Annotated in this window: 25 protein-coding genes; 9 read left to right on the top strand and 16 right to left on the bottom strand. The window is 73.0% G+C overall.

The window, feature by feature from the left end:
• Positions 1-10: 10 nt before the first annotated feature.
• Positions 11-1,522 carry a peptide MFS transporter gene (locus GQS52_RS16780; protein ID WP_182314204.1) on the bottom strand — a complete coding sequence of 504 codons (1,512 nt, stop codon included), beginning with the start codon at positions 1,520-1,522 and terminating at the stop codon, positions 11-13.
• A gap of 415 nt (positions 1,523-1,937) precedes the next feature.
• Here GQS52_RS16780 and GQS52_RS16785 point away from each other — a divergent pair, with 415 nt between their 5' ends.
• Entirely contained in the window at positions 1,938-2,615 is a 678-nt protein-coding gene (locus GQS52_RS16785; protein ID WP_182314205.1) for a response regulator transcription factor, read from the top strand.
• A gap of 13 nt (positions 2,616-2,628) precedes the next feature.
• The gene (locus GQS52_RS16790; protein ID WP_182314206.1) at positions 2,629-3,870 is read left to right on the top strand and encodes a HAMP domain-containing histidine kinase; all 1,242 of its coding nucleotides are present in this window, start codon (positions 2,629-2,631) and stop codon (positions 3,868-3,870) included.
• Positions 3,871-3,959: 89 nt separating this feature from the next.
• Here the strand turns inward: GQS52_RS16790 and GQS52_RS16795 are convergent, their stop codons facing one another.
• Positions 3,960-4,484, bottom strand: a complete 525-nt coding sequence (locus GQS52_RS16795) for a GtrA family protein (RefSeq protein WP_182314207.1) — start codon at positions 4,482-4,484, stop codon at positions 3,960-3,962.
• A 178-nt stretch (positions 4,485-4,662) separates the two neighbouring features.
• On the opposite strand from GQS52_RS16795, the gene GQS52_RS16800 reads away from it, so the two are divergent.
• Genes GQS52_RS16800 through GQS52_RS16810 form a run of 3 tightly spaced genes read left to right on the top strand, consistent with a single transcriptional unit; the run spans position 4,663 to position 7,579 of the window.
• Entirely contained in the window at positions 4,663-5,802 is a 1,140-nt protein-coding gene (locus tag GQS52_RS16800; protein ID WP_275946478.1) for a 5-(carboxyamino)imidazole ribonucleotide synthase, read from the top strand.
• Between the two features lie 29 nt (positions 5,803-5,831).
• Positions 5,832-6,329: a 5-(carboxyamino)imidazole ribonucleotide mutase gene (gene purE / locus GQS52_RS16805; RefSeq protein ID WP_182316514.1), complete on the top strand. Its 498-nt coding sequence runs from the start codon at positions 5,832-5,834 to the stop codon at positions 6,327-6,329.
• Positions 6,330-6,385: 56 nt separating this feature from the next.
• Entirely contained in the window at positions 6,386-7,579 is a 1,194-nt protein-coding gene (locus GQS52_RS16810) for a dipeptidase (RefSeq protein WP_259371136.1), read from the top strand.
• A gap of 79 nt (positions 7,580-7,658) precedes the next feature.
• Here GQS52_RS16810 and GQS52_RS16815 read toward each other — a convergent pair whose 3' ends face one another.
• On the bottom strand, positions 7,659-8,999 hold the full coding sequence (locus GQS52_RS16815) for a UDP-glucose/GDP-mannose dehydrogenase family protein (protein ID WP_182314209.1): 1,341 nt from the start codon (positions 8,997-8,999) through the stop codon (positions 7,659-7,661).
• Between the two features lie 321 nt (positions 9,000-9,320).
• Here GQS52_RS16815 and GQS52_RS16820 point away from each other — a divergent pair, with 321 nt between their 5' ends.
• From GQS52_RS16820 to GQS52_RS16830, 3 genes are all read left to right on the top strand, one after another.
• Positions 9,321-10,478 carry an acyl-CoA dehydrogenase family protein gene (locus GQS52_RS16820; protein WP_182314210.1) on the top strand — a complete coding sequence of 386 codons (1,158 nt, stop codon included), beginning with the start codon at positions 9,321-9,323 and terminating at the stop codon, positions 10,476-10,478.
• A 243-nt stretch (positions 10,479-10,721) separates the two neighbouring features.
• A complete protein-coding gene (locus tag GQS52_RS16825; RefSeq protein WP_182314211.1) occupies positions 10,722-11,195 on the top strand; it encodes a carboxymuconolactone decarboxylase family protein in 474 nt (157 codons plus the stop codon).
• A gap of 121 nt (positions 11,196-11,316) precedes the next feature.
• Positions 11,317-12,240, top strand: coding sequence for an RNA polymerase sigma-70 factor (locus GQS52_RS16830; RefSeq protein WP_182314212.1), 924 nt, complete (start codon positions 11,317-11,319; stop codon positions 12,238-12,240).
• Between the two features lie 83 nt (positions 12,241-12,323).
• Here the strand turns inward: GQS52_RS16830 and GQS52_RS16835 are convergent, their stop codons facing one another.
• Together GQS52_RS16835 and GQS52_RS16840 are read right to left on the bottom strand one after the other, a co-directional pair.
• Positions 12,324-12,926 (bottom strand): Uma2 family endonuclease, encoded by a 603-nt coding sequence (locus tag GQS52_RS16835; protein ID WP_182314213.1) that lies wholly within the window; start codon positions 12,924-12,926, stop codon positions 12,324-12,326.
• Positions 12,927-13,112: 186 nt separating this feature from the next.
• A complete protein-coding gene (locus tag GQS52_RS16840) occupies positions 13,113-14,432 on the bottom strand; it encodes an LCP family protein (RefSeq protein WP_182314214.1) in 1,320 nt (439 codons plus the stop codon).
• A 222-nt stretch (positions 14,433-14,654) separates the two neighbouring features.
• On the opposite strand from GQS52_RS16840, the gene GQS52_RS16845 reads away from it, so the two are divergent.
• Positions 14,655-15,176, top strand: a complete 522-nt coding sequence (locus GQS52_RS16845) for an acyl-CoA thioesterase (RefSeq protein WP_182314215.1) — start codon at positions 14,655-14,657, stop codon at positions 15,174-15,176.
• Between the two features lie 212 nt (positions 15,177-15,388).
• On the opposite strand, the gene GQS52_RS16850 is transcribed toward GQS52_RS16845, so the two are convergent.
• The 11 genes from GQS52_RS16850 to GQS52_RS16900 form a co-directional block, all read right to left on the bottom strand.
• Complete coding sequence (locus tag GQS52_RS16850; RefSeq protein ID WP_182314216.1) at positions 15,389-15,853, bottom strand: CYTH domain-containing protein; 465 nt, start codon at positions 15,851-15,853, stop codon at positions 15,389-15,391.
• A 13-nt stretch (positions 15,854-15,866) separates the two neighbouring features.
• Positions 15,867-16,718, bottom strand: coding sequence for a DMT family transporter (locus GQS52_RS16855; RefSeq protein WP_182314217.1), 852 nt, complete (start codon positions 16,716-16,718; stop codon positions 15,867-15,869).
• Positions 16,715-17,734, bottom strand: coding sequence for a FomB family phosphonate monophosphate kinase (locus GQS52_RS16860; RefSeq protein ID WP_182316515.1), 1,020 nt, complete (start codon positions 17,732-17,734; stop codon positions 16,715-16,717). The genes GQS52_RS16855 and GQS52_RS16860 overlap by 4 nt, the downstream gene beginning before the upstream one ends.
• Before the next feature lie 53 nt (positions 17,735-17,787).
• Positions 17,788-18,066: an acyl carrier protein gene (locus tag GQS52_RS16865; protein ID WP_220472772.1), complete on the bottom strand. Its 279-nt coding sequence runs from the start codon at positions 18,064-18,066 to the stop codon at positions 17,788-17,790.
• Between the two features lie 19 nt (positions 18,067-18,085).
• Positions 18,086-18,634: a thiamine pyrophosphate-dependent enzyme gene (locus GQS52_RS16870; protein ID WP_220472773.1), complete on the bottom strand. Its 549-nt coding sequence runs from the start codon at positions 18,632-18,634 to the stop codon at positions 18,086-18,088.
• Positions 18,635-18,636: 2 nt separating this feature from the next.
• Positions 18,637-19,188, bottom strand: a complete 552-nt coding sequence (locus GQS52_RS16875; protein WP_182314218.1) for a thiamine pyrophosphate-binding protein — start codon at positions 19,186-19,188, stop codon at positions 18,637-18,639.
• A 165-nt stretch (positions 19,189-19,353) separates the two neighbouring features.
• Positions 19,354-20,097 (bottom strand): maleylpyruvate isomerase family mycothiol-dependent enzyme, encoded by a 744-nt coding sequence (locus GQS52_RS16880; RefSeq protein ID WP_182314219.1) that lies wholly within the window; start codon positions 20,095-20,097, stop codon positions 19,354-19,356.
• Positions 20,094-22,364, bottom strand: a complete 2,271-nt coding sequence (locus GQS52_RS16885; protein WP_182314220.1) for an FAD/NAD(P)-binding protein — start codon at positions 22,362-22,364, stop codon at positions 20,094-20,096. The genes GQS52_RS16880 and GQS52_RS16885 overlap by 4 nt, the downstream gene beginning before the upstream one ends.
• Positions 22,365-22,398: 34 nt before the next feature.
• Positions 22,399-23,523 carry an aminotransferase class V-fold PLP-dependent enzyme gene (locus GQS52_RS16890; protein ID WP_182314221.1) on the bottom strand — a complete coding sequence of 375 codons (1,125 nt, stop codon included), beginning with the start codon at positions 23,521-23,523 and terminating at the stop codon, positions 22,399-22,401.
• The gene (locus GQS52_RS16895; protein WP_182314222.1) at positions 23,520-24,425 is read right to left on the bottom strand and encodes a hypothetical protein; all 906 of its coding nucleotides are present in this window, start codon (positions 24,423-24,425) and stop codon (positions 23,520-23,522) included. Before GQS52_RS16895 ends, GQS52_RS16890 begins: the two co-directional genes overlap by 4 nt.
• Complete coding sequence (locus tag GQS52_RS16900) at positions 24,422-25,579, bottom strand: nucleotidyltransferase family protein (protein WP_182314223.1); 1,158 nt, start codon at positions 25,577-25,579, stop codon at positions 24,422-24,424. The genes GQS52_RS16895 and GQS52_RS16900 overlap by 4 nt, the downstream gene beginning before the upstream one ends.

The following is a 25,579-nucleotide window of genomic DNA, read 5'->3' on the forward strand; positions in this document are numbered from 1 at the left end:
GCACGTCACCTCACTTCACGTCGCCCATGAGGGCGCGCACCTTCCTGGAGCCGACCATGAAGGCGCCCCCGCCGAGCACCGCGAGCACGCCCCACAGGGTGTAGTAGGCGGCGTCGCCCATCGGCTCGTTCAGCTTGGTCGCCCAGCCGTTGAGCGCGTTGCCGGTGGCGGTGGCCATGAACCACAGGCCCATGATCTGGCTCGCGAACCGGGCCGGCGCCAGCTTGGTGGACAGCGACAGGCCCACCGGGGACAGGCACAGCTCACCGAGCGTCTGAACCAGGTACACGCCCAGCAGCCAGAAGACCGTGACCTTCCCGGTGTCGCTGCTCGCGGCGGCCGCGCCCGCCAGGCCCATCAGCCCGAACGACCCGCCGATGAGCAGCATCGCCAGGGCGAACTTGGTCACCGTCCCCGGCTCGCGGCCACGCCGGGCCAGGGCCACCCACAGCGAGGCGAACAGCGGGGCCAGGACCACGATGTAGACCGGGTTGACGGACTGCAGCCAGCTGGCCGGGAACTCCCAGCCGCCGACCGTGCGCTCGGTCTTGTCGGCCGCGAAGATGTTCAGCAGCGAACCGGACTGGTCGTAGATCATCCAGAACAGCACCGACGTGACGAAGAACCACATGAAGGCGCGCACCTTCGAGCGGTCCTCGTCGCCCAGGCCCGGGCTGCGGAACATCACGGCGAAGTACACGACCGGGATCGCGATGCCAAGCACCGGCATCACGTTGACGACGTGCTCGAGGGTGAAGGTGCCCAGCGCCACGTCGACGGCGATCGCGGCGGCCGCCACGCCCAGCCACAGGCCGGCCTTGCGCAGCATCCTGCCGCGCTCCTCGGGCGAGGCCGGGGTCGGGGGCACCCGGCCCACGTCGCCAAGGTGCCTGCCGCCGAGCGCGTACTGGACCACGGCCAGCGTCATGCCGACACCGGCGACGCCGAAGCCCAGGTGCCAGTTCACCTTCTCGCCCAGGGTGCCGACGACCAGCGGGGCGACGAGGGCGCCGAGGTTGATCGCCATGTAGAAGATGGTGAAGCCCGCGTCGCGGCGGGCCCCGTCGCTGCCCCGGTAGAGCCCGCCGACCATCGTGGAGATGTTCGGCTTGAGCAGGCCGGTGCCGAGGGCGATGACGAGCAGGCCGACGTAGAACGTCCACTCGGCGGGGATCGCCAGGATGTAGTGGCCCGCGGCGATCACGACGCCGCCGACCAGCACCGCCCTGCGCGCACCCCACAACCGGTCGGCGATCCACCCGCCGGGCATGGCGAGCATGTAGACGAGCGCGTTGTAGATGCCGTAGAGGGCCACCGCGGTGCTCTCGGCCATGCCGATGCCGCCGTCGGTGACGGCGGCGGTCAGGTACAACACGAGGATGCCGCGCATCCCGTACCAGCTGAAGCGCTCCCACATCTCGGTCATGAACAGGGTGGCCAGACCGCGTGGGTGGCCGAAGAAGGTCTTGCCGCCGCCAGGGGTCTCCTGTGGCTGGGCGTCCCTCGTCAGGCTGGAAGCCATGGTGGGTTTCCTCGTTGGTGCGCGACGTGCGCGTGGGGACGCACGCCCGGACGGCGGAGCCGGCACCGGCGCGGGGCAGACCCTCCCCGTGCCCGGGATCGGAAGGCGCGTGGCGCGCCGGGCCCGCCGCGCACCGGGATCCACACCCGCACGGCGGGTCCGGCCCGTGGGTCGACGACTGACTGGGCCGGAAGGACACCGGCCCGCACCTGAACAGAGCTTTTGTCCGGCGGTGAGGCCGAAGTCCCTGTTGGTGTGCTCATGGGCGTTCGAACACTTTACATGGATTCAACACCTACTCTGCCACCTCCGCTTTCCGGCGAAACCGGGACGAGGAGTGACGGAAATCACCCCGCCCCGCCGGGTGTTGTGACCGACCCCCTACACCCGGTCCCCGGCGGACTACCATCGCCCCATGACCCGAGTACTGCTCGCAGAGGACGATTCCTCCATCTCGGAACCGCTCGCCCGGGCCCTGCGCCGCGAGGGCTACGAGGTCGAGGTGCGCGAGGACGGCCCCACCGCACTGGAAACGGCCCTCGCGGGCGGAGTGGACCTGCTGGTGCTCGACCTGGGCCTGCCGGGCATGGACGGACTGGAGGTGGCCCGCCGCCTGCGGAGCGCCGGCCAGGGCTTCCCCGTGCTGGTCCTCACCGCCCGCGCCGACGAGGTGGACACCGTCGTCGGCCTGGACGCGGGGGCCGACGACTACGTCACCAAGCCCTTCCGCCTCGCCGAACTGCTCGCCCGCGTCCGGGCCCTCCTGCGCCGCGGCCCCGCCGCCGAGCAGCAGAGCGTCACCACGCACGGCGTGCGCATCGACGTCGAGTCCCACCGGGCCTGGATGGGCGAGGAGGAACTCCAGCTGACGGCCAAGGAGTTCGACCTCCTGCGGGTCCTGGTCCGCGACGCCGGCCGGGTCGTCACCCGCGACCAGCTCATGCGCGAGGTGTGGGACACCACCTGGTGGTCCTCCACCAAGACCCTCGACATGCACATCTCCTGGCTGCGCAAGAAGCTCGGCGACGACGCGGCGAACCCCCGCTACATCTCCACCGTGCGCGGCGTCGGCTTCCGTTTCGAGAAGAACTGAGACGACCCGCACCGTGCGCCGCCGCCTGATCAGCTCCACGCTCGCCGTGGTCCTCGTGGTCATCTCGGTCTTCGGACTGTCCCTGGCCCTGGTCGAGGCCAGGACCATCACCGAGGGGGCCCGCGAGAGCGTCGGGGCCGAGGCGGTCCGCCTGACGGGGGTCGTCGAGAACCGCCTGGCCGCCGGCGAGGCCGTGGACTCCGGCACGCTCGCCGAACAGCTCCCGCCCGGCCGCCGCGCCCGCATCGACATCCCCGGCCGGCCGCCCGTCCTCATCGGCCCCCAGCCCTCCGGCGACGTCATCGAGGCGAGGGTGGAGGGGGCGCGCGGCGAGACCGTCACCGTCCAGCAGCCCCGGGCCGCGGTCACCGACGAGATCGTCCGGACCCTGCTGGTCATCCTCATGGTGTCGCTGCTGGCCGTCGCCGCCGCCGTGTTCCTGGCCCTCGGCCAGGCGCGCCGGCTCGTCAGCCCGCTCACCGACCTCGCCGAGACCGCCGAGCGCCTCGGCTCCGGCGACCCCCGCCCCCGGCACCGCCGCTACGGCGTCCCCGAGCTGGACCGGGTGGCCGACGTCCTGGACGCCAGCGCCGAGCGGATCGCCCGCATGCTCACCGCCGAACGCCGCCTCGCCGCCGACGCCTCCCACCAGCTGCGCACTCCGCTGACCGCCCTGTCGATGCGGCTCGAGGAGATCATCGCCACCGACGACCAGGACACGGTCAAGGAGGAGGCGGCCATCGCCCTCACCCAGGTCGAGCGGCTGACCGACGTGGTGCAGCGGCTGCTGACCAACTCCCGGGACCCGCGGACCGGCTCCGCCGTCGCCTTCGGCCTCGACGAGGTCGTCCGCCAGCAGGTGGAGGAGTGGCGCCCGGCCTACCGCAGCGCCGGCCGGGCCATCGTGTGCACGGGGGTGAAGGACCTGAGGGCGGTCGGCACCCCCGGCGCGGTCGCCCAGGTCCTGGCCACCCTCATCGAGAACGCCCTCATGCACGGCGCGGGCGCCGTCGTCCTGCACACCCGGGTGACCGGGAACCAGGCCGTCGTCGAGATCACGGACGAGGGCCAGGGCGTACCGGCGGAACTGGGCAGCCGGGTCTTCGAGCGCACGGTCAGCGGCCGCAACTCCACCGGCCTGGGCCTGGCCGTCGCCCGCGACCTCGCCGAGGCCGACGGCGGCCGCCTCGAACTCCTCCGGCTCAAGCCCCCCGTGTTCGCGCTCTTCCTCGGACGCGAAGCGGTCCGGGAGTGACAGGAGGGGCCTCGGACGCGAAGCGGTCCGGGAGTGACAGGAGGGGCCTCGGACGCGAAGCGGTCCGGGAGTGACGGCTCGCGGCGTGGTCACGCCGCGCGGCGGCGCACCCTCCGCTGCTCCTCCGGCCCCTCCCACCGCTGTCCGCGGGCTGCCCCCGCGGGGCCGGGGCCGGGGGAGGGGAGCGCCCGGAACACCCAGGTCCGGTAGGACCAGAAGCGGAAGAGCGTCCCCACGCCCAGTCCGACGACGTTCTTGGCCACGTTGTCCGCCAGCGTCGAGGTCAGGCCGAGACCGTAGTGGGACAGGGCCAGGATGCCGTTCTCGATCACCAGCCCGACGCCGCTGAACAGCAGGAACAGGGTGATCTCGCGGGTGCGGCGCGTCTTGTCGGTGTGCCGGTACGTCCAGTAGCGGTTGCCCAGGTAGTTCGTCCCGATCGCCACCGCGGTGGCGATCACCCCGGACCGCACGGTGGCCAGCCCGAACGTCTTCAGGCAGACGTTGAAGACGACGATGTTCACCAGAACGCCGAACGCCCCGACCGTGCCGAACTTGGCGATCTCGCGGAAGAGCCGTCCGACGCGGTTCCGCAGGGCTTGCAGTGCGCTCATGGTGTTCGCGGGCCCCGTCCGTCGGTGGTCGTCCGGTTCATGCTAGTGCGGGACCCCTACCCGCGAGGGTGCACGCCATGAACCCGGTGCGGACGTTCCCCCGCCCGCCCGCACCCGCCTCCCGCCCGCCCCCACCCGCCCGGGCCGGGCCGCCGACCGGGGCCGATACCCTGGGAGCGTGACATTCCCGGTAGTCGGCATGGTCGGCGGCGGTCAGCTCGCCCGCATGACCCACGAAGCAGGCATCCCGCTCGGCATCAGGTTCAAGCTGCTCAGCGACACACCCCAGGACTCGGCGGCGCAGGTGGTCGCGGACGTCGTCGTCGGCGATTACCGCGACCTCGAGACGCTGCGCGACTTCGCCCGCGGGTGCGACGTGATCACCTTCGACCACGAGCACGTCCCCACCGAGCACCTCAAGGCGCTGGAGGCCGACGGAATCCCCGTCCGCCCCGGCCCCGACGCCCTGGTGCACGCCCAGGACAAGGGCGTGATGCGCGATCGGCTCGCCGCGATCGGCGTGCCCTGTCCCAGGAACCGGATCGTCGCCGGTCCCGCCGACGTCGCCCGCTTCGCGGCCGAGGGCGACGGCTGGCCGGTCGTCCTCAAGACCGTGCGCGGCGGCTACGACGGCAAGGGCGTGTGGGTCGTCCGCGACGAGGCCGGGGCGGCCGAGCCGTTCCGGGCCGGCGTGCCGGTCCTCGCCGAGGAGAAGGTCGACTTCGTCCGCGAGCTGGCCGCCAACGTCGTCCGCTCCCCGCACGGGCAGGCCGTCGCCTACCCGGTCGTGGAGTCGGTCCAGGTCGACGGGGTGTGCAACGAGGTGGTCGCCCCCGCCCCGGGCCTGTCCGAGGAGCTGTCCGGCGAGGCCCAGCGCATCGCGCTGACCGTGGCCGAGGAGCTCGGCGTCGTCGGTCACCTCGCCGTCGAGCTGTTCGAGACCCGGGACGGCCGCGTCCTCGTCAACGAGCTGGCCATGCGGCCGCACAACTCCGGCCACTGGACCATGGACGGCGCGGTCACCTCCCAGTTCGCCAACCACCTGCGGGCCGTCCTCGACCTGCCGCTGGGCGACCCGCGCCCGCGCAGCCGCTGGACGGTCATGGCCAACGTCCTGGGCGGCGACTACCCCGACATGTACCCCGCGTACCTGCACTGCATGGCGCGCGACCCCGGCCTGAAGATCCACATGTACGGCAAGGACGTCAAGCCCGGCCGCAAGGTCGGTCACGTCAACACCTACGGCGACGACCTGGACGAGGTGCGCGAGCGCGCCCGCCACGCCGCCGACTACCTGCGAGGGACGATCACCGAGTGAACACCGGTCAGCCGCTGGTCGGCATCGTGATGGGTTCGGACTCCGACTGGCCGGTCATGGAGGCCGCCGCACGGGCACTCGACGAGTTCGAGGTGCCCTACGAGGTCGACGTCGTCTCGGCGCACCGCATGCCGCGCGAGATGGTCGCCTACGGGGAGCAGGCCGCCGGCCGCGGCCTGAAGGCGATCGTCGCCGGCGCGGGCGGCGCCGCCCACCTGCCCGGCATGCTCGCCTCGGTCACCCCGCTGCCGGTCATCGGCGTGCCCGTGCCGCTGAAGTACCTCGACGGCATGGACTCGCTGCTGTCCATCGTGCAGATGCCGGCCGGTGTGCCGGTCGCCACCGTCTCGGTGGCCGGCGCCCGCAACGCGGGCCTGCTGGCGGTGCGCATGCTCGCCGCCCACGACGACGAGCTGCTGGAGAGGATGAAGCACTTCCAGGAGGAGCTCAACGAGCAGGCCACCGAGAAGGGCAGGCGCCTGCGCAACAAGGTCTCGGGCAACGCCGGCTTCGGGTTCGGCAAGTGACCGCCGCGGGCCCCGCGGGCCCGGCCGGTCCCGCGGGGGCCGGTGCACGGGCCGCCCTGCTGGAACGCGCCCGCACGCTGCTGGCCGCCCACCCCGTCGCGGACGGCCACAACGACCTGCCCTGGGCGCTGCGCGAACAGGTCCGCTACGACCTGGACGCCTGCGACATCGCGGCCGACCAGAGCCACCGCCTGCACACCGACCTGGCCCGGCTGCGGGCCGGCGGCGTCGGCGCCCAGTTCTGGTCGGTCTACGTGCGCAGCGACTACGCGGGCGACCGCGCGGTCAGCGCCGTCCTGGAGCAGATCGACGTCGTGCTCCGCCTCGTCGACCGCCACCCCGGCGACCTGCGGCTCGCCCTGACCGCCGACGACATGGAGGCGGCCCGCGCCGAGGGCCGCATCGCCTCCCTCATGGGCGCCGAGGGCGGGCACTCCATCGCCTGCTCCCTCGCCGTCCTGCGCGCCCTGTACGCGCTCGGCGTGCGCTACATGACGCTCACCCACAACGACACGATCGAGTGGGCGGACTCCGCGACCGACGAGGCGCGCCACGGCGGCCTGACCCGCTTCGGCGAGGAGGTCGTCCGGGAGATGAACCGCCTCGGCATGCTGGTCGACCTCTCGCACGTCTCGGCCGGCACCATGCGGGACGCGCTGCGGGTCACCGAGGCCCCGGTGCTCTTCTCGCACTCCTCGGCGCGCGCCGTCTGCGACCACCCGCGCAACGTCCCCGACGACGTGCTGGAGCGGCTGCCCGCCAACGGCGGCGTGGCGATGGCGACCTTCGTGCCGAAGTTCGTCCTCCCCGAGGCCGTCGAGTGGACCGCGCGGGCCGACGCCAACATGGAGGCCCACGGCTTCCACCGCCTGGACACCACCCCGGAGGCGATGGCCGTCCAGCGGGCCTACGAGGCCGCCCACCCGCGGCCCGTCGCCACGGTGGCCACCGTCGCCGACCACCTCGACCACATGCGCGAGGCGGCCGGTGTCGACCACATCGGCATCGGCGGCGACTACGACGGCACGGCCTTCACCCCGAAGGGCCTGGAGGACGTCTCCGGCTACCCCAACCTGATCGCCGAACTCCTCGGCCGCGGCTGGTCCGGGACCGACCTGGCGAAGCTGACCTGGGGCAACGCGGTGCGCGTCCTGCGCGACGCCGAGGACGCCGCCCGCGACGCGCAGCGGCGCCGCGGCCCCTCCGTCGCCACCATCGACCGGCTCGACGGGCCCGACGGCACGGCCTGACACACTTGGCGCACCCGGCCCCGGAGCCCCGCCCGATGAACGGGCCGGGCTCCGGGGCCGGGTGCGCCGGGCGTCCGGATCAGGCGTTGGGGCGGCCCATGGCGCGGAACGTCCAGCCCGCCGCCCGCCACAGCTGCGGGTCGAGGGCGTTGCGGCCGTCGAGGACGACCTTCGCCGCGGCCACCTCGCCCAGCTCGACCGGGTCCAGCTGGCGGAACTCGCGCCACTCCGTCAGGTGCAGCACCACGTGGGCGCCGCGCACCGCCTCCAGCGCGCTCGGCGCGTAGCCGAGGGTCGGGAAGAGCCTGCGGGCGTTGTCCATGCCCCTGGGGTCGTAGACGGTGACCTGGCCGCCCTGCAGGTGGATCTGCCCGGCCACGTTGAGCGCGGGGGAGTCCCGCACGTCGTCGGAGTCCGGCTTGAACGCGGCGCCGAGCACCGCCACCCGCTGCCCCAGGAAGCTGCCGCCGACCGCGGTGCGGGCCAGCTCCACCATGTGGGTGCGGCGCCGCATGTTGATCGAGTCGACCTCCCGCAGGAAGGTCAGCGCCTGGTCGGCGCCCAGCTCGCCGGCCCGCGCCATGAACGCCCGGATGTCCTTGGGCAGGCAGCCGCCGCCGAAGCCGATGCCGGCGCGCAGGAACTTGCTGCCGATCCGCTCGTCGTGGCCGATCGCCTCGGCGAGCTTGACCACGTCGCCGCCGGCCGCCTCGCAGACCTCGGCCATGGCGTTGATGAAGGAGATCTTCGTGGAAAGGAAGGAGTTGGCCGCGTTCTTCACCAGTTCGGCGGTCGCGTAGTCGGCGACGACGAACGGCGAGCCCTCCTCGATCGGTGTCGCGTACACCTCGCGCAGGAGCTTCTCGGCCCCCTCGCTCGCCACCCCCACGACGATGCGGTCCGGGTGCAGGGTGTCCTCGACGGCGAACCCCTCGCGCAGGAACTCCGGGTTCCACGCCAGCTCGACCCCGGCCCCGGCCGGGGCCAGCTCGGCCAGCCGGGCCGCCAGCCGGGCGGCGCTGCCCACCGGCACGGTCGACTTGCCGACCACCAGCGCCGGCCGCTTCAGGTGCGGCGCCAGGGACTCGAAGGCGCCGTCCACGAAGGACATGTCGCACGCGTACTCGCCGTGCTTCTGCGGAGTGTTGACGCAGACGAAGTGGACGTCGCCGAAGTCGGCCACCTCCTCCCAGGAGGTGGTGAAGCGGAGCCGGCCCGTGGAGCCGGGCACACCGGCCACGTGACGGGAGAGCAGTTCCTCCAGGCCCGGTTCGTACATCGGCACCCGGCCCGCCGACAGCATCTCTATCTTGGCGGAGTCGACGTCCAGTCCCAGCACCTCGAAGCCGAGTTCGGCCATGGCGGCGGCGTGCGTGGCACCGAGGTAACCGGTACCGATCACCGTGACCTTCAGACTCATGCGCTGGTCCGTCCTCTTCCTGTTCCCGCGGCTGCAATGGGGCGTGCAGGCAGCATAGTCGGGCCCGTCCGCGCGGAAGCCGGGGCGAGGCGGCCCCGGGTGCGGCAGTGCCCGCGGGTGCGCGGGGGGCCCGCCGGGGGGATGGTGTTCGTGGGAGCCCCCGGCGGAGGGGGCCGGTACGGCCGGCGGCCGGTCCGCCGCCCCCGGCGCGCAGGGGGGTGAGTCCGATCTCATACCGGCGGAAGGTGTCCGCCCTGCGGACAGGCGGCCTACCATTCAACATACTTAACGGTAGTTAACGTACGTGGGAGTGAGGACACCTTGGCGGGTTCCACCGATTTCGACCTCTTCCGGACCTCCGAGGAGCACGAGATGCTCCGTGAGTCGGTGCGCGCGCTCGCAGAGGCGAAGATCGCGCCGTTCGCCACCGAGGTGGACGAGGAGGGCCGCTTCCCCCAGGAGGCGCTGGACGCACTGGTCGCCAACGACCTGCACGCCGTCCACGTCCCCGAGACCTACGGCGGCGCCGGCGCCGACGCGCTGGCCACCGTGATCGTCATCGAGGAGGTGGCCCGCGTCTGCGCCTCCTCCTCCCTCATCCCGGCGGTCAACAAGCTCGGCTCGCTGCCGGTCATCCTCTCCGGCTCCGAGGAGCTCAAGGCCAAGTACATGGCGCCGCTCGCCAAGGGCGACGCCATGTTCTCGTACTGCCTGTCCGAGCCCGAGGCCGGATCCGACGCGGCGGGCATGAAGACCCGCGCCGTGCGCGACGGCGACTTTTACGTCCTCAACGGCGTCAAGCGCTGGATCACCAACGCCGGCGTCTCCGAGTACTACACGGTCATGGCCGTCACCGACCCGGAGAAGCGCTCCAAGGGCATCAGCGCCTTCGTCGTCGAGAAGGGCGACGAGGGCGTCTCCTTCGGCGCCCCGGAGAAGAAGCTCGGCATCAAGGGCTCCCCGACCCGCGAGGTCTACTTCGACAACGTCCGCATCCCCGCGGACCGCATGATCGGCGCCGAGGGCACCGGCTTCGCCACCGCGATGAAGACCCTGGACCACACCCGCGTCACCATCGCCGCCCAGGCCCTCGGCATCGCCCAGGGCGCCCTGGACTACGCCAAGGGCTATGTCCAGGAGCGCAAGCAGTTCGGCAAGGCCATCGCCGAGTTCCAGGGCGTCCAGTTCATGCTCGCCGACATGGCGATGAAGATCGAGGCCGCCCGCCAGCTCACCTACGCGGCCGCCGCGAAGTCCGAGCGCACCGACTCCGACCTCACCTTCTTCGGCGCCGCGGCCAAGTGCTACGCCTCCGACGTCGCCATGGAGGTCACCACCGACGCCGTCCAGCTCCTCGGCGGCTACGGCTACACCCGCGACTACCCGGTCGAGCGCATGATGCGCGACGCGAAGATCACCCAGATCTACGAGGGCACCAACCAGATCCAGCGGATCGTCATGGCGAGGAACCTGCCGTAACAGGATCCTCGCAGGTCGCAGGCGCCTTCGCGGCCCCTCGGCAGGCCCTTCGGAAGGCCCTTCGGTCCTCCGCCCGCCACAGCCCCCGGCACGGTGCCGGGGGCTGTCGTCGTGAGGGGGCCGCCGCGGGCACGGCCCGCCGCCCGCGCTGGGGAGACGCAGGTCACACCCGTCCGTGTCACAGGGCGCCGGGCCGTTCCGTCCCAAGGGGTGCAGTCACCGACCGACACGGAGGAGCACACCATGGACGCGCGACTGGACTACTTCGCCGACCCGACCGCCGGCAAGGCCCTCAAGCACATCATGGCGGCGGGCAGGACGATCGAGGAGTCGCCGCTGCCGACCGCCGTGCAGGAACTGGTGGCGCTGCGCGTGAGCCAGATCAACGGCTGCGCCGTCTGCATCGACATGCACACCAAGGACGCCGCCGCCGCGGGCGAGACCGCGGTGCGGCTGAACCTGGTCGCGGCGTGGCGGGAGGCCACGGTCTTCACCGGGGCCGAGCGTGCCGCGCTGGAACTGGCGGAGGAGGCGACCCGGATCGCGGACGGGGCCGGCGGGGTCGGCGACGAGGTGTGGGCGCGCGCCGCCGAGCACTACGACCAGGAGCAGCTCACCGCCCTGGTGCTCATGATTTCCTTCATGAACATGGCGAACCGGTTGAACGTCGTCGCCCGGCAGCCGGCCGGCGACTACGTGCCGGGGCAGTTCCACTGAACGGCACCGGCCGTCGGCCCGGGGCCCACCTGCGGGCACCGGGCCGGCGGCCGGCCGGAGGAAGCCGCCGGCGCCGGCGGGCACGGCCGGGCGGAAGGACGTCAGGGAAAGGGGACCCGGCGTGAGCAAGGTGGAGGAGTTCGAGGAGCTGCGGCCGCTGCTGTTCTCGATCGCCTACCGGATCCTGGGCAGTGTGAGCGAGGCCGAGGACGCGGTGCAGGAGACGTGGCTGCGCTTCGACGGCTCGTCGGCCCGGCCCGTGTCGACCAAGGCCTTCCTGTCGGCCGTGGTGACGCGGATCTCCATCGACGTGCTGCGCTCCGCGCGGGTGCGGCGGGAGAAGTACGTGGGCCCGTGGTTCCCCGAACCGCTGCTCGGCGACCCGTACCAGGACCCGGCCCGGTCGGCGGAGCTGGCCGACTCGGTGTCGATGGCGGCGCTGCTGCTGCTGGAACGGCTCAGCCCCCTGGAGCGGGCGGTCTTCCTGCTGCGGGAGGTGTTCGGCTTCGGGTTCGACGAGGTCGCCGCGGCGGTGGAGCGGTCCGAGGCCGCGTGCCGGCAGCTGCTGGTACGGGCCCGGCGGCACATGGAGGCCGGGCGGCCGCGCTTCGAAGCGGACCGGAAGGAGCAGCGGGAGCTGGCGACGCGGTTCTTCGAGGCGCTGAGGAGCGGCGACGTGGACGGGCTGCAGAGCCTGCTGGCCGCGGACGTGCAACTGGTCGGGGACGGCGGCGGCAAGGCCCCGCAACTGGCCAGGGCCGTCACGGGCGCGGACAAGGTGGCCCGGGTGCTGAGCACCGGCCTGCCCCTGCTGTTCCGGATCGGCGTGACGTTCGAGCCGCACGAGGTCAACGGCCGGCCGGGCGCGGTCTTCCGCGACCGGGACGGCAGGGTCCTGCACGTCATGGTCCTCGAGGTGCTCGGCGGGCGGGTCCGGACCGTCCGCGGGGTGAGCAACCCCGACAAGCTCGGCCACCTCGGGCCGGTCGCCGACGCCTGGGCCGTCGACCGCGAGGCGAAGCGGGCCCGACGGCGGCCGCGCTGACCACGGGAGGGGCCCGGGCCGGCCCGATCACCGGCCGCGACGGCCGCGGTGGCCGTGGACGGAAGCGGGCCGGGAGTACCGGCTCACGCGCCGCCGAGGTCGCCGAGGAGGGCGGGCACGTCCAGGTCGACCGTGAACTCCCCGGCGACCGGAACGCCCTGCTTCCCCGTCACCACCACGGCCTCGCGGTAGGTGTCGCCCGACAGTTCGTGCACCAGCACGGCCGGCTCGGGCTCCAGCTCCACCCGCCAGTACGCGGGCACCTTGGCCTGGGCGTAGAGCGCGGGCTTGAGGATCCGGTCCGCGGCGCGGTTGAACGGGGAGACGATCTCCACCGTCAGCAGCACCGCGTCCAGCGGCACGCTGACGGTGTCCCGGCCCACCGCCCCCCGGTCCACGACGACGATGTCGGGGATGAACAGCCGCGAGTCGCCGACGACGTTCGCGGCCTCGGCGACGAGGAACGGCACGCCGGCGGAGGCGACGGCGTCGTCGATCCGGCGCGCAAGTTTCAAGGAAACAATCTGATGGGCCCAACCGGGTGCGGGGGACATCATGAGGACACCGTCCACCAGTTCGTAGCGGGCGCGTGCCGGGTGCTCGGGCAGGGCCAGGACGTCCTCCACGGTCCACGGACCGTCGTGGTCGTCCACGTGCTCGCGCTTCGTGACGCTCATGGCCGTCATCACCGCCTCCTCGCGTTCCTCGGCAACAGCATCGCATGCGGTCCTGTACGCCGCCGATGTTCGCGGGCCGAGCTCCGGGACGTGCCGCTTTCCGCTCCGCGCCACCCGCACGGGTGAACGAACGAGGCCCCGGCGCACGGAGCGCCGGGGCCTCGCCGGTGGCGGCCGGGGGCCGGCCGGCCGGGGTCATTTGGTGACGGTGACCTTCTCGTCGTTCTTCAGCTGCTCGAAGAGCGGCTTGGCCTTCGCCATGTCCCACTGGACGGCGGAGCCCTTGGGGGTCGGCAGGCTGGGGTTGGCCACGGGCACGTTCAGCGTCTGCCCCTCGCCCCCGGAGACGCCCTTCATGGCCCAGAACATCGAGGCGAGGTCGAGGACGCCCATCTCCTCGTCGACGATCACCGTCTCCAGCCCGGCGTTCAGCGTCGGGTAGAGGGTGAAGGGGTTGAGCACCGTGCCCGGGCCCGCGGCCTGGTTCGCCAGGGCGGACAGGAACTTCTGCTGGTTCTTGGTCCGGCCCAGGTCGCCCTCGGCCTCCTGGTAGCGCTGGCGGACGAAGGCCAGCGACTGGGCGCCGTCCAGCTCCTGGCAGCCCGCCTTCAGGTCGGCGCCGGAGTTCTTGTCCTTGACCGGCTTGTCCAGGCACATCTCGACGCCACCGAGCGCGTCGACGATGTTGGCGAAGCCGGCGAAGCCTATCTCCACGTAGTGGTCGATCCGCAGGCCGGTGTTGAACTCCACGGTCTGGGCCAGCAGGCCCGCGCCGTCCATCGAGAACGCGGCGTTGAGCTTGTTCTGGGTGGCGCCGTACTGCTTGCCGCTCTCCGAGCCGGTGAAGGCGGGGATGGTGACCCAGGAGTCGCGGGGCAGGGACATCAGGGTGTTCCCGTTGTCGCCGACGTGCAGGATCATCATCGAGTCCGTGCGCTTGCCGGCGGCCCGGCCCGTGTGCAGGTTCTTGCGGTCCTCGTCCGACAGGCCCTCGCGGCTGTCCGAGCCGACGATCAGGTAGTTCGTCCCCTCGCCCGCCTCCGGGCGGTCGGGGAGGGCCTCCAGGTCGACCTCGCGGCGCAGTTGGGAGCCGGCCCAGAACCAGGTGCCGCCCGTGACCACCAGCAGGAACACCAGCACGGCGACGAGCCCGCGCTTGATGCGGCGGACGGGGTCCGGGCGCTGCGCGGCGTACCCGGCGCCCCCGGGACCGCCGTGGCCCCCGGCGCCCCCGGGACCGCCGTGGCCCCCGGCGCCCCCGTGGTCGTCACGGCCTCCGCGGCCGCCCCCGTAGCCGTCGTCGTACCGCGGCTGGGGCGGGACGGCGGCGCTCCGGCCCTGGTGGCGGGAGGCGGCGGCGCGGCGCGGGGACAGCCCCGGCGGCAGCGGCGGCTCGGCCGGCGGCGGGGGGTAGGCGCCTCCGCCGCGCTGCACGTGCCCCATCACGCGTGTGGGGTCGGAGTCGCCGGTGCGTCGGCGCGGTTCCTCGGTCCAACCGTCGGGCCATCCGTTCATGCGCAGTAGTGTGCCCTGCCCGGAGCCGGTCCGGCAGACCCGGGGAGGGTCTGTAGCAGAGCTGATGCAGGGTGCTGGTGCGGGGTCCGCGGGCCCGGGGCGCCGTCGGCGCGCGGACCGTGCGGAGCTGCGGGGCGGGTGGGGCGGGTGTGATTCTTGAGGCAGGCGGGATGTGGGCGGGTGTCCGGCATCGCCCGGTTCGCACGGCATAGAGTGGAACGCATGATCGATCCTGTCGCACTCCCGGGGAAGCCCACGTCGGCCTCCCGCACCACGCTGTCCCACATCATGACGGCGAACGAGACGAACCTGCTGGGAACCGTGCACGGCGGCGTGGTCATGAAACTGGTCGACGACGCGGCCGGCGCGGTCGCAGGCCGCCACTCGGGCGGGCCCGCGGTGACGGCCTCCATGGACGAGATGGTGTTCCTCCTGCCGGTCCGCGTGGGCGACCTCGTCCACGTGCACGCGCAGTGCAACTGGACGGGCCGGACGTCCATGGAGATCGGCGTGCGCGTCATGGCGGAGCGCTGGAACGAGTCGACCCCTGCGCAGCAGGTCGGATCGGCGTACCTGGTGTTCGCCGCGGTCGACGCCGAGGGGAACCCGCGGCCGGTCCCCCCGGTGGTCCCGGAGACGGAGCGGGACCGTCGGCGGTTCCAGGAGGCGCAGATCCGGCGCACGCACCGGCTCGCCCGGCGCCGCGCCATTCTGGAACTGCGCGGCAGGCACCCGGACGAGTGATGCACGGCGTCCCCGGCGTCCCCGGCGTCCCCGGCGTCTCCCGAGGGGGCCGGGTGCGAGGGCGCGGCGACGCGGGGACGGCACGTCGGCGGCGGTGCGGCCGCGGCCGGGCGACCGCGTGTGCCGCCCGGCCTGCCCCGGGCCTCTCCGGGGGACGCCGGGCCGTCCCGCCTGCCGCCTGCCGCCTGCCGCCGGTCGCCTGCCGCCGGTCGTCAGTCGCCGGCCGGTCCGGCGGCGAGGCCCGCGTTCGAGTAGGCGCGGTCGCCGGTGATGTCCCTGCCGGCCCAGGGCGGCGCGGGCGGAGGCGTGTCCGGATCGCCCGTCCACTCGACCTCGGCCACCGCGAGGCCCGAGTGCGCGCCGGTGTACTCGTCGACGACCCAGCCGTCCGGGAGGGAGTGCCGCCGCTTCTCGAGCACCCGCCCGCCGCAGAGGGCGAGGAGTTCCAGGGCGTCCGCCACGGGGACGGGGTACTCGTACTCAGGACGCACCGGGCCGGTCCGGCGGCCCTTGACGGTCAGGAAGGCCGCGGTGCCGCTGACGACCCGGACCCGGACCTCGCGCTCCGGGTCCGCGCAGAGATAGCCCTGGCGCAGGGTGTGCGTCGCGCGGACCAGCACGCGCCAGCGCGGGTCGTCCACGCGGACGAGGTACTTGCGTTCGGTTTCCGTGGGCACGTCCCGGGCTCCTTCACAGGGTTCCGAGCATCAGCGCGATGCCCGTGACCATCACGGCCGCGGCGGCCATGCGCGGGCCGCCGAAGCGCTCCTTGAAGAGGAACGCGGCGATGACGGCCCCGGCTATCACGCTGAACTCGCGGAGCACCGCGACGGGCGCGAGCGGCGCCCGGGTCTGCGCCCAGAGCACCAGGCCGTACGAGAGGACCGAGAGCACACCCCCGACGAGGCCCGGCAGGAGCACGGGGCGCAGCCTCGGGGTCAGGGCGCCGCGCAGCCTGACCGCCGCGTACGCGGGGATCGCCAGGCCGTCGAGGACCATCAGCCAGGCGATGTAGCCGAGGGCCGCGCCGGCCTCGCGGACACCGACGCCGTCCACGACCGTGTACACGGCGATCATCAGGCCCGTGGCCGCGGCCATCGCCACGGCCGGACCGCTGGGCCGGTTCGCCCGGTCACGGACGCCCCACAGGGCCAGGCCGACGATCCCGGCCGTCGCGACCAGCACCCCGGCCGCGCTCGCGCCCCCCAGGTGCTCGTCCAGCGCGAGGACGGCGAACAGGGTGACGAGCAGGGGCGCCGTCCCCCGGGCGATCGGGTACACCTGCCCGAAGTCGCCCAGCCGGAAGGAGCGCATCAGCGCCACCTGGTAGCCGATGTGCAGCAGGACCGAGGCGATCAGGTACGGCCAGGCGGCCGGCGCGGGGAGCGGAGCCAGGCACGCCAGGACGGCGCCGGACAGGGTGCGTCCGGCGCCGACCAGGCTGAGGCAGGCCAGCTCGTCCTTGATGCGGTGGGTGATCGCGTTCCAGGAGGCGTGGGTGACCGCGGCGAACAGCACCACTGCGGCGACGAAGGGGCTCACGGCCCCACCGGGTCCGCCGCCGTGCCCGGTCCACCGCCCGGGGCCAGCTCCTCCAGGACCGCCGCACGGACGGACGGGTCGAGCATGTCGACGTTCGCCCGGTAGCAGCGCGCGCCCTCGACCAGGGCGGTGAGCTGCTTGCGCAGGGCGGCCAGGGAGCCGGTGAACGCGTCGAAGTCGCCGCCGTGGTGGGCCAGCAGGTCGTCCTTCAGGCCGTAGTTGACGACCGCGTCCGCGAACAGGCCGAGGAACAGGCCCGCCTGCTCGGCGGTGATCCTCTCGAACCCCCGGGGCCGCTCGGGGGCGAAGTCGGTGATCACGATGTTGCGGACGCGCCCGTGATCCCTCGGCGGGCCGGGGAAGAGGAGTTCCGGCGCGGCCACGAAGTCCCCGCTCTCCAGGTGTGGGGTGAGCACGCGCCCGTCGATCAGCTCCTCGAACTGCGGGGACCGCCGGACCCGGACCGCGGAGGGCACGGCGTGCGCCTCCCCGTCGCGCACCAGGACGTGCGTGTTGGTGAGGAACCGCGCCCCGTCCAGGCACGCCTGGGTGAGGAACACTGTCTTGCCGCCGGCGTTGGGGCCGACGAGGAGCGTGGCGCTGCCGTCCTCGAAGGTGAAACCGCCCGCCTTCAGGTGCAGGTACCCGTGGTCGACCGCGAAGTCGGTGAGGATCCGCTTGACGAAGTACGGCCAGACCGTGCGTTCGAGGCGCCGCCCGAAGACGTACGAGCGCCTTCCCTCGGTGACGAGGTACGCCGGATCGCCGAAGATGTGGTTCAGGTAGTAGCCGGAGCGGAAGCGCTTGGCCCGCAGCGTGCGGTCGCTCAGCGCGCGCAGCACCTCCACGTCGTACGGGTCCCGGTCCAGGTCGACGCAGACGATCTCGTGGTCCGGCGCGGTTCCGTCGGGCGCCTCGCGGGAGAAGTACGCGTAGGCGTCGAAGTCCTCCAGGTTGCTGGAGATCCGCACCGTGAGCAGGTTGAGGTCCACGAGCCGCGAGGAGCGGACCGGCAGCGCGCCCGAGCCGGCCGGACCGGCGACCGTCCCGGTGCCGGCCGCGGCGGCGGTCACTCCTCCACCAGGGTGTCGACGGCGGCGGTGATGCGTTCCACCGAGGAGAAGGTCTCGCGGGTGAGCAGCTCGTCGGGGAACTCGACGTCGAACTCGTCCTCCAGGGCGACGAGCAGGCTCACGCTCAGCAGCGAGTCCATGCCCGCCTCCCACAGGTCGGCTCCGGGGTCGACGCGGGAGACGTCGAGGGAGGCGCCCAGGACCGAGAGCAGGACCTTGCGGACCCGCTCCGTCGGTCCGGACGCGGCCGCGGCGGTGTCTTCCATGGTGTGCATGCTCCTGTCCGTGGGGGTGTCAGGCCGCCGCGGCGGCGCGGAACCGCTCGACCAGCTGCTGGGGGGTCCACTCCACGCGCTTGCCGGCGTGTGCGCCGCGCGGGGCGCAGGTGATGTGCAGCAGGGAGGGGACGCCGGGCTCGGGGCGTACGGCGGCCAGCTCTTCGGCCGACGCGACGGCGTACGCGGCGGAGTAGCCGGCGGCGAGCGCCATGCCGGCCGGGTCGGCGATGCGCACCGGCCGCTGGCCGCCGGTGCTCTCGTGGACGCCGTTGTCGAGGACGACGTGCACCAGGTCGGGGGAGTGTTCGGCGATCATCGGCAGGGCGCCGGGGTTCATCGCGAAGGAGCCGTCGCCGTCGAGGACGACGACGTGGCGGCCCGGCCGGGCCAGCGCCACGCCGAGACCCACGGGGGCGGCCATGCCCATGGACCCGACCAGGTAGAAGTTCTCGGGTCGGTCGGCGGTGTTGTAGAGGTCGCGGGTGATGAACCCGCAGGTGGACACGTACAGGGACGTGGGGAACTTCTCGGTGACCGCGCGGATCGCGTCCTGGATGCCGAACACGTTCAGATGCCTTCCTTGACGATGAGGACGGGAGTGGCACGCCCGTCCTCGGCGGCCGCCAGACAGCGCTCGACGGAGGCGTGGGGCTCGTTCGGGTCGAAGACGGTGTGGCGCAGGCCGAACACGTCCAGCAGGTTGAGCAGTTCGCGGCCGATGATGTCGTGCTCGACCGCGTCGTTCCCGTCGTGCCCGCGCCAGCTGACGATCAGCGGAACGTGCAGGTCGTAGATGAGGTTGAGCGAGGTGAGCACGTTCAGGGAATAGCCCAGGCCCGAGTTCTGCATGAGGACTGCGGGTCTGGCACCGGCCGCCGAGAGGCCCGCGGCGACACCGAGCGCCGAGTCCTCGCGGGGCGCGGGGAGGTAGGTGACACCCTCGGCGGGCCCGGCCCCGGACTCCAGCACCCGGAAGACGCCTTTGAGGAGCGAGCAGGGGACGCCGGTGAAGTGGGTGAACCCGTGGTCCACGAAGGCTTGGACGAGGGTCTCCGCCGCGTTCTCGCGGCCCGCGGCGGAGGCCGGCGGTGGTGCGGTGGAGGTCTGGGCTTGTGCCATGGGGAGGGGAACTCTCTTCCGGGGTACGGGTTCCACGCGACCGGCGGGGTGCGGAACACCTGACGCCGAACGGCGTTCGGTGCTCGGTGTTCCGCACCCCGTCCGGCGCGGGACGTCAGGGGCGGGGCGGGCCCGCGGGGCGCGGGCCCGCCGGAGCCGGCCGTGTCACGGCCAGGCGTTCAGCTCGGGGAGCGCCGCGGCCGGGTCGCCGTCCGCGACGGGCAGGACCCGGTGCGGACGGCCGGAGATCCACGCGGCCAGTGCGCGCAGCGGGCCTCGGACCACCACCGGGTCCTGGCCCCCGGCCGCGGTGGACCACTCCTCGCCGGTGTCGTCCGCGTTCAGCACGACCCCCTGCGGCAGCCGGGGCTGCAGGAAGGCGACGACGTGCGAGGAGAGCGCGTTGCTCCACTCCTCCGAGCCGTGGCCGACACCGAGGTCGACGGTGTGCAGCTCGACCTCCCGCCACCAGGCGAGCTGGGTCGCGAAGAGGGGCGAGTTGCGGTAGGCGCAGGGCAGTTCCCAGCCGTCGGGGCCGAGGGCGTCCCACGCCTCCTCGATCGCGGTCAGGCCCTCTTCCAGCTGCTCCCGCAGCCACTCGGCCGGCCGGCCGTGCAGCTCCTCGATGCGCCGGTCGCGGGTGGGCCGTCCGCCGTCGTACACCTCGACGGTCCTGCCCTCGGCGGCGTAACGCGCCTGGCGGGCGAACGCCCGGGAGAGGTCGGCGAGGTGGATCAGGACGTGGCCGCGCGTCCAGCCCGGGAGGTGGACGGCCTCGCGGGCGCGCTCCTCCGTGACCTCTGCCGCGGCGGCGCGCAGCCGGTCGTGCGCGACGCGGATCTCCTTCAGCCGCTCGGGCACGTCGATGCCGCCGTACTCGCGGGCCGTGTAGTCGATGGAGGTACTCATGACGGGTTCCTTTCGAGTTCCTTCGTCTCCCCTCCGGCCGGGGACTCCTGCGGCATGAAGGCGTGGATCCAGCAGAGGATGTCCCGGATCACGTGGTGGTCCTTGTTCGGCCGGAGAGCGCCGATCTGGTGGTACATGACCCCCTCGCTGGGCGGGCCCAGGAAGGTGATCCGGGGCTCGACACTGCCATCTGCGCGGACCGGATGGAATTCGGGGGTGAGATCCAGGCCACCGGGGACGAAGTCGGGTTCTCCGACACCGGGGTTGACCCACTTGCGGACGATGCCGCGGCGCAGCAGGTTCGGGTAGATCGGCATGACGTCGCGTTCGGCGTCGAAGCTGTGGACCCGGGCGTCGACGAGGGCGTCCGCGTACCGCACGGCGCCGGTGACGGGGCTGCCGACCCGGAACAGGCCGCGCTCCTCGTCGCACTCCACCCGGGCGCCCGGACCGACCGAGATGTCGACCCGGCCGCTCTTGATCAGCGCGGTGACCTTCTCCATCGCCTCCACCGAGGCGCCCTGGCACAGCCGGTTGTGGTGCGGGGTGTAGACGCCGAGGAAGGTGCGGTGCGAGGAGGCGAGCAGCCCGCCGAAGTCGACCGCTTCGATGACGACGCCGCGCATGTCGCGCCAGGCGGCGTCGGCGGCCGCCTTCGCCGGGTTGCTCAGATTGCCCTGGGAGGCCCAGCGGATGTCCCGGTCGAGGAAGTCGAGGAAGGTCTCGACGTACTCCTCGGGGCTCGCGTAGCCGGCTTCCGGCACCGGGACGGGGTTGATGGTCCGCTCCCAGGAGAACCGGTGCTCCGCCGCCCGCGTGGCGTGCCGCCACGGGGACTCGGCCGCGGCGACCGCGGCGGCGAAGGCCTGCGGGTCGCCGGCTTCGGAGAGCAGGGCTTCGGCCTGCTCCGCGCCGTACACGACCGTGAGGAAGGAGCGCACCGCCCGGTCGACCGGCGGCAGGCCGTCGGCGGACTCCCCGTCGAGGTGCGCCGCCTGCACGGTGCGGCCGGCCAGGACGTCGTCGACCCGCTCGGCGAGGCCCCGGGCCAGCTCCTCGACGGGCGCGACGAGGAAGGCGCCGGCCTCGTGGTGGTCCGCGAAGGCGTCGGCGTCGGCCAGGAACTTCTCGTACGCCGGCTGCGCGGCGCGCACCGCGGCCTCCCGGAACTCCGGCCCGTACAGCACGCCGTACTGGATCAGCGCCATCTCCAGCAGGATCAGCGGGAAGACGTGCCGCTCGAAGTCGAGCTGGCGCTTGGGGGCGCCGCCGATGACGTTCGGCACGCCGACGGTCCGCCGCAGTTCGGCGACGGCCGCCGTGGTGAGGAAGGGGCCCTTGTACTCCAGGGCCGCGATGTCGCGTTCCTTCTCGTTGTACGGCCGGGCGAAGGTGAACAGGCCGGAGCGGCTGAAGGCCACGATCGAGTCGGGTTCGGCGCCGCACGGGCGGTAGACGAGTTCGCCGTCCGCGTCGCGCTCGAACCTGCCGCCGCGGCCCTCGGTGAGGTACAGCAGCACGTCGATGCCGGTGAGCCCCATGCCCAGGCAGGCGACCGTCGTGCCCGGGCCGGTGTGCGCCGGGGTCAGCGACCGCTCCAGCGGGTACGCGGAGGGGATGAAGTGCGCCGGGTGCTCGGCGGAGAACCGGGCCAGGGGGGCCTGGCGCGGGTCCAGCTCCGGCCGGTTGGACGAGTGCCCGGTGAGCATGAGCACGTAGTCCGCCTCGTACGCGGGAGCGCCGTCGGCGGTGAGGACGGCGAACCGGTCGCCGCGCTCCTCCAGGTCGACGACCTCGGCCTGTCGCAGGGTCACCTCGACGCCCTCGACGGCGCGCAGGATCTCCACGTACACGGTGAACTGGTCGCGCAGGGCCTCACCGTGCACGAACCGCCTGGGCCAGTCCTCGGCGACCACGTCGTAGAGCGGGTCGCCGGTCTCCTCGAACTTCCTGCGGCACCACTGGAGCAGCGTGGGCCGCTCGCTCGTGGGGAGCAGGGGCCCCGCGTCGACCACGCTCTCGTCGGCGGCGAACGCCACCTGGCCGACGACCCGGTTGAGGTAGCTGGTCCTCGTCTGGTCGGGGCTGTGGACCTGGCCGGGCCCGAACTCCCCCGAGAGGTCGTAGATCACGATCTCCAGGGCGGCCGCCTCCCGGCGCCCGCGCACCAGGGCGGCGAGGCGTTCCAGGACGTACGTGCAGGTCGGGCCGCCGCCCACGATCGCCAGGTGGATCGGCGCAGCGTTCACGGAATTGTCGGTTGCCACCGGCTCACCGCTCCATCTCTCTTCTCGGCTGGGGTCAGGAATGCGAGGCCGCGCACCGGGCGACGACCTGGTCGAAGGCGCGGAAGAAGCCGGCGATGTCGTCACCGGTCAACTGGCCCATGTTGGCGAGGCGGAACACCCCTGCGGACTTCTCCTGGGTCGCGTAGATCACGTAGCCGTGCTCCTTGAGCCCGTCGTGCAGTTCGTCGTACGTCATGCCGTTGGACAGGTGCGCGTTGGTGATCGAACCGGCCCGCCGGTCCGGCGGCAGGAGCAGCTCGATGCCGCGCTCCTCGAGACCGGCGCGGATCTCGGCGGCGCGGGCCGCGTAGCGTGCGGTCCGGGCCGGGACCCCCTCGGCGAGGGTGAGGTCGAGGGCCGCGTCGAGGGCGCGCAGCACCTGGACGGCCGGGGTGAACTGCGGGCTGCCCCCGAGGACCTGGGCGCGGTAGTTCGCCGACAGGTCGAAGTAGAAGGTGCGGGCGGGCACGTCCGCGAGCGCCTCGAGGCGCTCCCGGGGGGCGCAGACGAAGCTGATGCCCGGCATGCCCTCCAGGCACTTGTTGGCGGTGCCGACGCACCAGTCGACGTGGTCGCGGACGACGTCCAGGTCCTCGGCGCCGAGGCTGCTGATCGCGTCGACGATCAGGGAGCGCCTGTGGCGGGCGACCAGCGCGCCGAGTTCGCGCAGCGGGTTGAGCATGCCGGTGCTGGTCTCGTGGTGGACGACCGCGACGTGCGTGATGTCCGCGTCGGCGGCGAGCGCGCGGTCGACCGCGTCGAGGTCGACGGGGACGGCCCAGCCGAACTCCAGCCGCACGCAGGCGATGCCGTGGGTGTGCGCGATGCGCAGCAGCCGCTCGCCGTAGTGGCCGTTGTCGAGCACCAGCAGGCGGCCGTCGGCGGGGAGGACCGAGCTGATCACGGCCTCCAGGGCGGCCGTGCCGGAGCCGGTGATCAGGACGGTGGCGTGGCTGTCCGGGCCGGCCCCGCACACTTCGGTGATCTTGCCGCCGACGCTGCCCAGGAGCGCCTGGGTCTCGGGTTCCCGGTGGCACTCGTCGGGGCCGGCCATGGCGGCGCGGACCCGGTCGTGCACGTTGACGGGCCCCGGGTTCAGCAGGACGACGCGGCCGGGCCGTCCGGTTGTGCCGGTCATGTGAGGTCCTCCTGGGACGGTTCGGCGGCGGCGGAGGCACGGCGCCGGATCAGGGTGCGGGGCACGTCGTGCGGCCAGGCGTCGAGCGGGGCGAAGAGGTGGCGCAGCCCCCCGGGGCCGCGGTCGCCGCGGGTGATGACGCACTCGGCGCCGCGGCGGGCGTGCGCGGCGAGCGCCTCGACCTTGCCCTCCATGGCTCCTGTGGCGTCCCACGCGTCGTCCCAGAACAGCTGCCGCACGGCGGTCAGGTCGTCGGGGTCGAGGTGCGGCAGCACGGGGCTGTCCGGGTCCTGCGCGAGGTGGATGCCGGACACGTCGGTGAGGGCGACGACCCGGACGGGGCCGGGGGCCGCGGCGGCGTCGAGCACCACACCGGGGACGTCGTCGCTGCTGAGGATGCGCAGGGTGCCGGCGGCGGTGACCACGCAGTCGCTGGACAGGACCGGCAGCGCACCTTCGGCGAGGAGCCGGGACACCACACCGGTCTCGGTGACGACGGTGCCGTCGGGCAGCTCGTTGAGCATCGAGGTCGTCTGGAGCGGCACGGCCCGCACCCCGCGGGCGCGGAGCGCGGTGGTCCACGCCCAGCGCATGCGGAAGGCCGGTTCGGTCAGGGCGACGGCCGCGTACGGGTCGTTCTCGGCCGCCTTGATCCGCAGGCCGACGGGGTGGCACAGGGCACCGCCCCCGGTGACCAGGACGATCCGGCCGGGGTGCTCGGCGACCAGCTCGGCGACCATGGCCGCGTACTCGTCGACGGCCGCGTGGTCGGTCTCCCCGCTGTGCCGCTTGTCGGAGAGGAGGCTGCCGCCGACCTTGAGGACGAGCAGCCCCGGCTCCCGGCCCGGTGCGGGCTCCCGGCCCGGCGCCGCGGCGGGGGCCGGGGGCACGGCGGCGGTCACCGGAGCGGGACGTTGGAGACGGTCCCGGCGGTGTGCCGGCGGGCGTTGAACAGCCTCTCGAGGAAAGGCTGTTCCCAGCGGGCGCTCTGCCCGTCGAGGGAGCCGTACAGCTCCAGGTAGTCCGTGTCCTCGGGGCGCAGGGCGTCCAGGACGTGCGCCGGGACGGCCTCCGGGTAGAGGACCGCGGTGAAGTGCAGCGCGTAGTACACGATCTCCTCGGCGCCGACCGACACGACCCGCTTGAGGAACCGCTGCCAGGCGTCCTCCCCGCAGCCCTCCGCCACCAGGGCGAGGTCGAGGAACTTGCTCAGCTGGAGGTCCTGGCGGTCCTCGATGAAGTGGAGACTGGTGGCCTCCTTGTGCAGGTGCGAGCAGAGGTCGAGGAGCCGGTCGTCGGGCGCGGGCTCCCAGGCGGGGGCGCCGCACAGGACGGCGGGCACGGCCCGGTCGAGCAGTTCGGCGGCGCCGGCGCTGATCCCGGACTTCTTCTGGAAGATGTCGTGGCAGATGTCGACGTTGAAGTCGGTGATGTCGGGGCGGCCGCCGGGCTTGCGGTACGGCAGCTGGTTGCTCAGGTTCATCTTCCAGAACGCCTGCGTCTCGCGGCTGTACGGCTCGATCCGCTCGCCGTCCTCGGCGACCCTGCCCTGGATGTAGCCGAGGCGGAGCAGGACCTCGTGGGCGGCGCGCGCGTCCTCGCGGGACAGCAGCACGTCGAGGTCGGCGATGCGGCGCAGCGCCGGGTCGCGGTACTCGCCCTCACCGAGGGAGAAGCCCTTGCGGACCGCGAACCTCAGTCCCGCGGAGGAGAGTTCGGCGAACACCCGGCCGAACTCGTCGGACAGGGCCTGGTTGCGGGCCCTGTTGGCGAGGTAGGCGCCGATGAAGACCCACGGGTAGGGGAAGCCCGGCTGCTCGCCGGCCTTGCGGTCCAGGCGGTGGCGGTCGACGTGCCGGCCGACCAGCGGCAGCAGCTTGTGCCAGGCGGCGGCCTCCAGGAAGGCGCCCCAGTCGAGGTCGGGGCTGCCCGCCAGCTCCCGGATCGCGGCGACGTCGTCGGGGCCGAGGCGCAGCCGGGCCATCCTCAGCAGCAGCCGGGAGTGCGCGGGCAGGTCGTCGGCGGTCAGGTCACGAGAAGCGGTCTTGTCTGCCAT

Origin of the sequence: Streptomyces sp. SCUT-3 (assembly GCF_014083985.1) — a bacterium.
In the GTDB taxonomy this organism is placed as follows: Bacteria; Actinomycetota; Actinomycetes; order Streptomycetales; family Streptomycetaceae; genus Streptomyces_H; species Streptomyces_H thermolineatus.

Bases quoted from the DNA above. Each gene is read 5' to 3' on its own strand.
- GQS52_RS16875 (WP_182314218.1), bottom strand. From the start codon at position 19,188: ATGGCACAAGCCCAGACCTCCACCGCACCACCGCCGGCCTCCGCCGCG.
- GQS52_RS16795 (WP_182314207.1), bottom strand. From the start codon at position 4,484: ATGAGCGCACTGCAAGCCCTGCGGAACCGCGTCGGACGGCTCTTCCGC.
- GQS52_RS16890 (WP_182314221.1), bottom strand. From the start codon at position 23,523: ATGACCGGCACAACCGGACGGCCCGGCCGCGTCGTCCTGCTGAACCCG.
- GQS52_RS16825 (WP_182314211.1), top strand. From the start codon at position 10,722: ATGGACGCGCGACTGGACTACTTCGCCGACCCGACCGCCGGCAAGGCC.
- GQS52_RS16880 (WP_182314219.1), bottom strand. From the start codon at position 20,097: ATGAGTACCTCCATCGACTACACGGCCCGCGAGTACGGCGGCATCGAC.
- GQS52_RS16785 (WP_182314205.1), top strand. From the start codon at position 1,938: ATGACCCGAGTACTGCTCGCAGAGGACGATTCCTCCATCTCGGAACCG.
- GQS52_RS16815 (WP_182314209.1), bottom strand. From the start codon at position 8,999: ATGAGTCTGAAGGTCACGGTGATCGGTACCGGTTACCTCGGTGCCACG.
- GQS52_RS16900 (WP_182314223.1), bottom strand. From the start codon at position 25,579: ATGGCAGACAAGACCGCTTCTCGTGACCTGACCGCCGACGACCTGCCC.
- GQS52_RS16780 (WP_182314204.1), bottom strand. From the start codon at position 1,522: ATGGCTTCCAGCCTGACGAGGGACGCCCAGCCACAGGAGACCCCTGGC.
- purE (WP_182316514.1), top strand. From the start codon at position 5,832: ATGGGTTCGGACTCCGACTGGCCGGTCATGGAGGCCGCCGCACGGGCA.
- GQS52_RS16840 (WP_182314214.1), bottom strand. From the start codon at position 14,432: ATGAACGGATGGCCCGACGGTTGGACCGAGGAACCGCGCCGACGCACC.
- GQS52_RS16835 (WP_182314213.1), bottom strand. From the start codon at position 12,926: ATGACGGCCATGAGCGTCACGAAGCGCGAGCACGTGGACGACCACGAC.
- GQS52_RS16865 (WP_220472772.1), bottom strand. From the start codon at position 18,066: ATGCACACCATGGAAGACACCGCCGCGGCCGCGTCCGGACCGACGGAG.
- GQS52_RS16845 (WP_182314215.1), top strand. From the start codon at position 14,655: ATGATCGATCCTGTCGCACTCCCGGGGAAGCCCACGTCGGCCTCCCGC.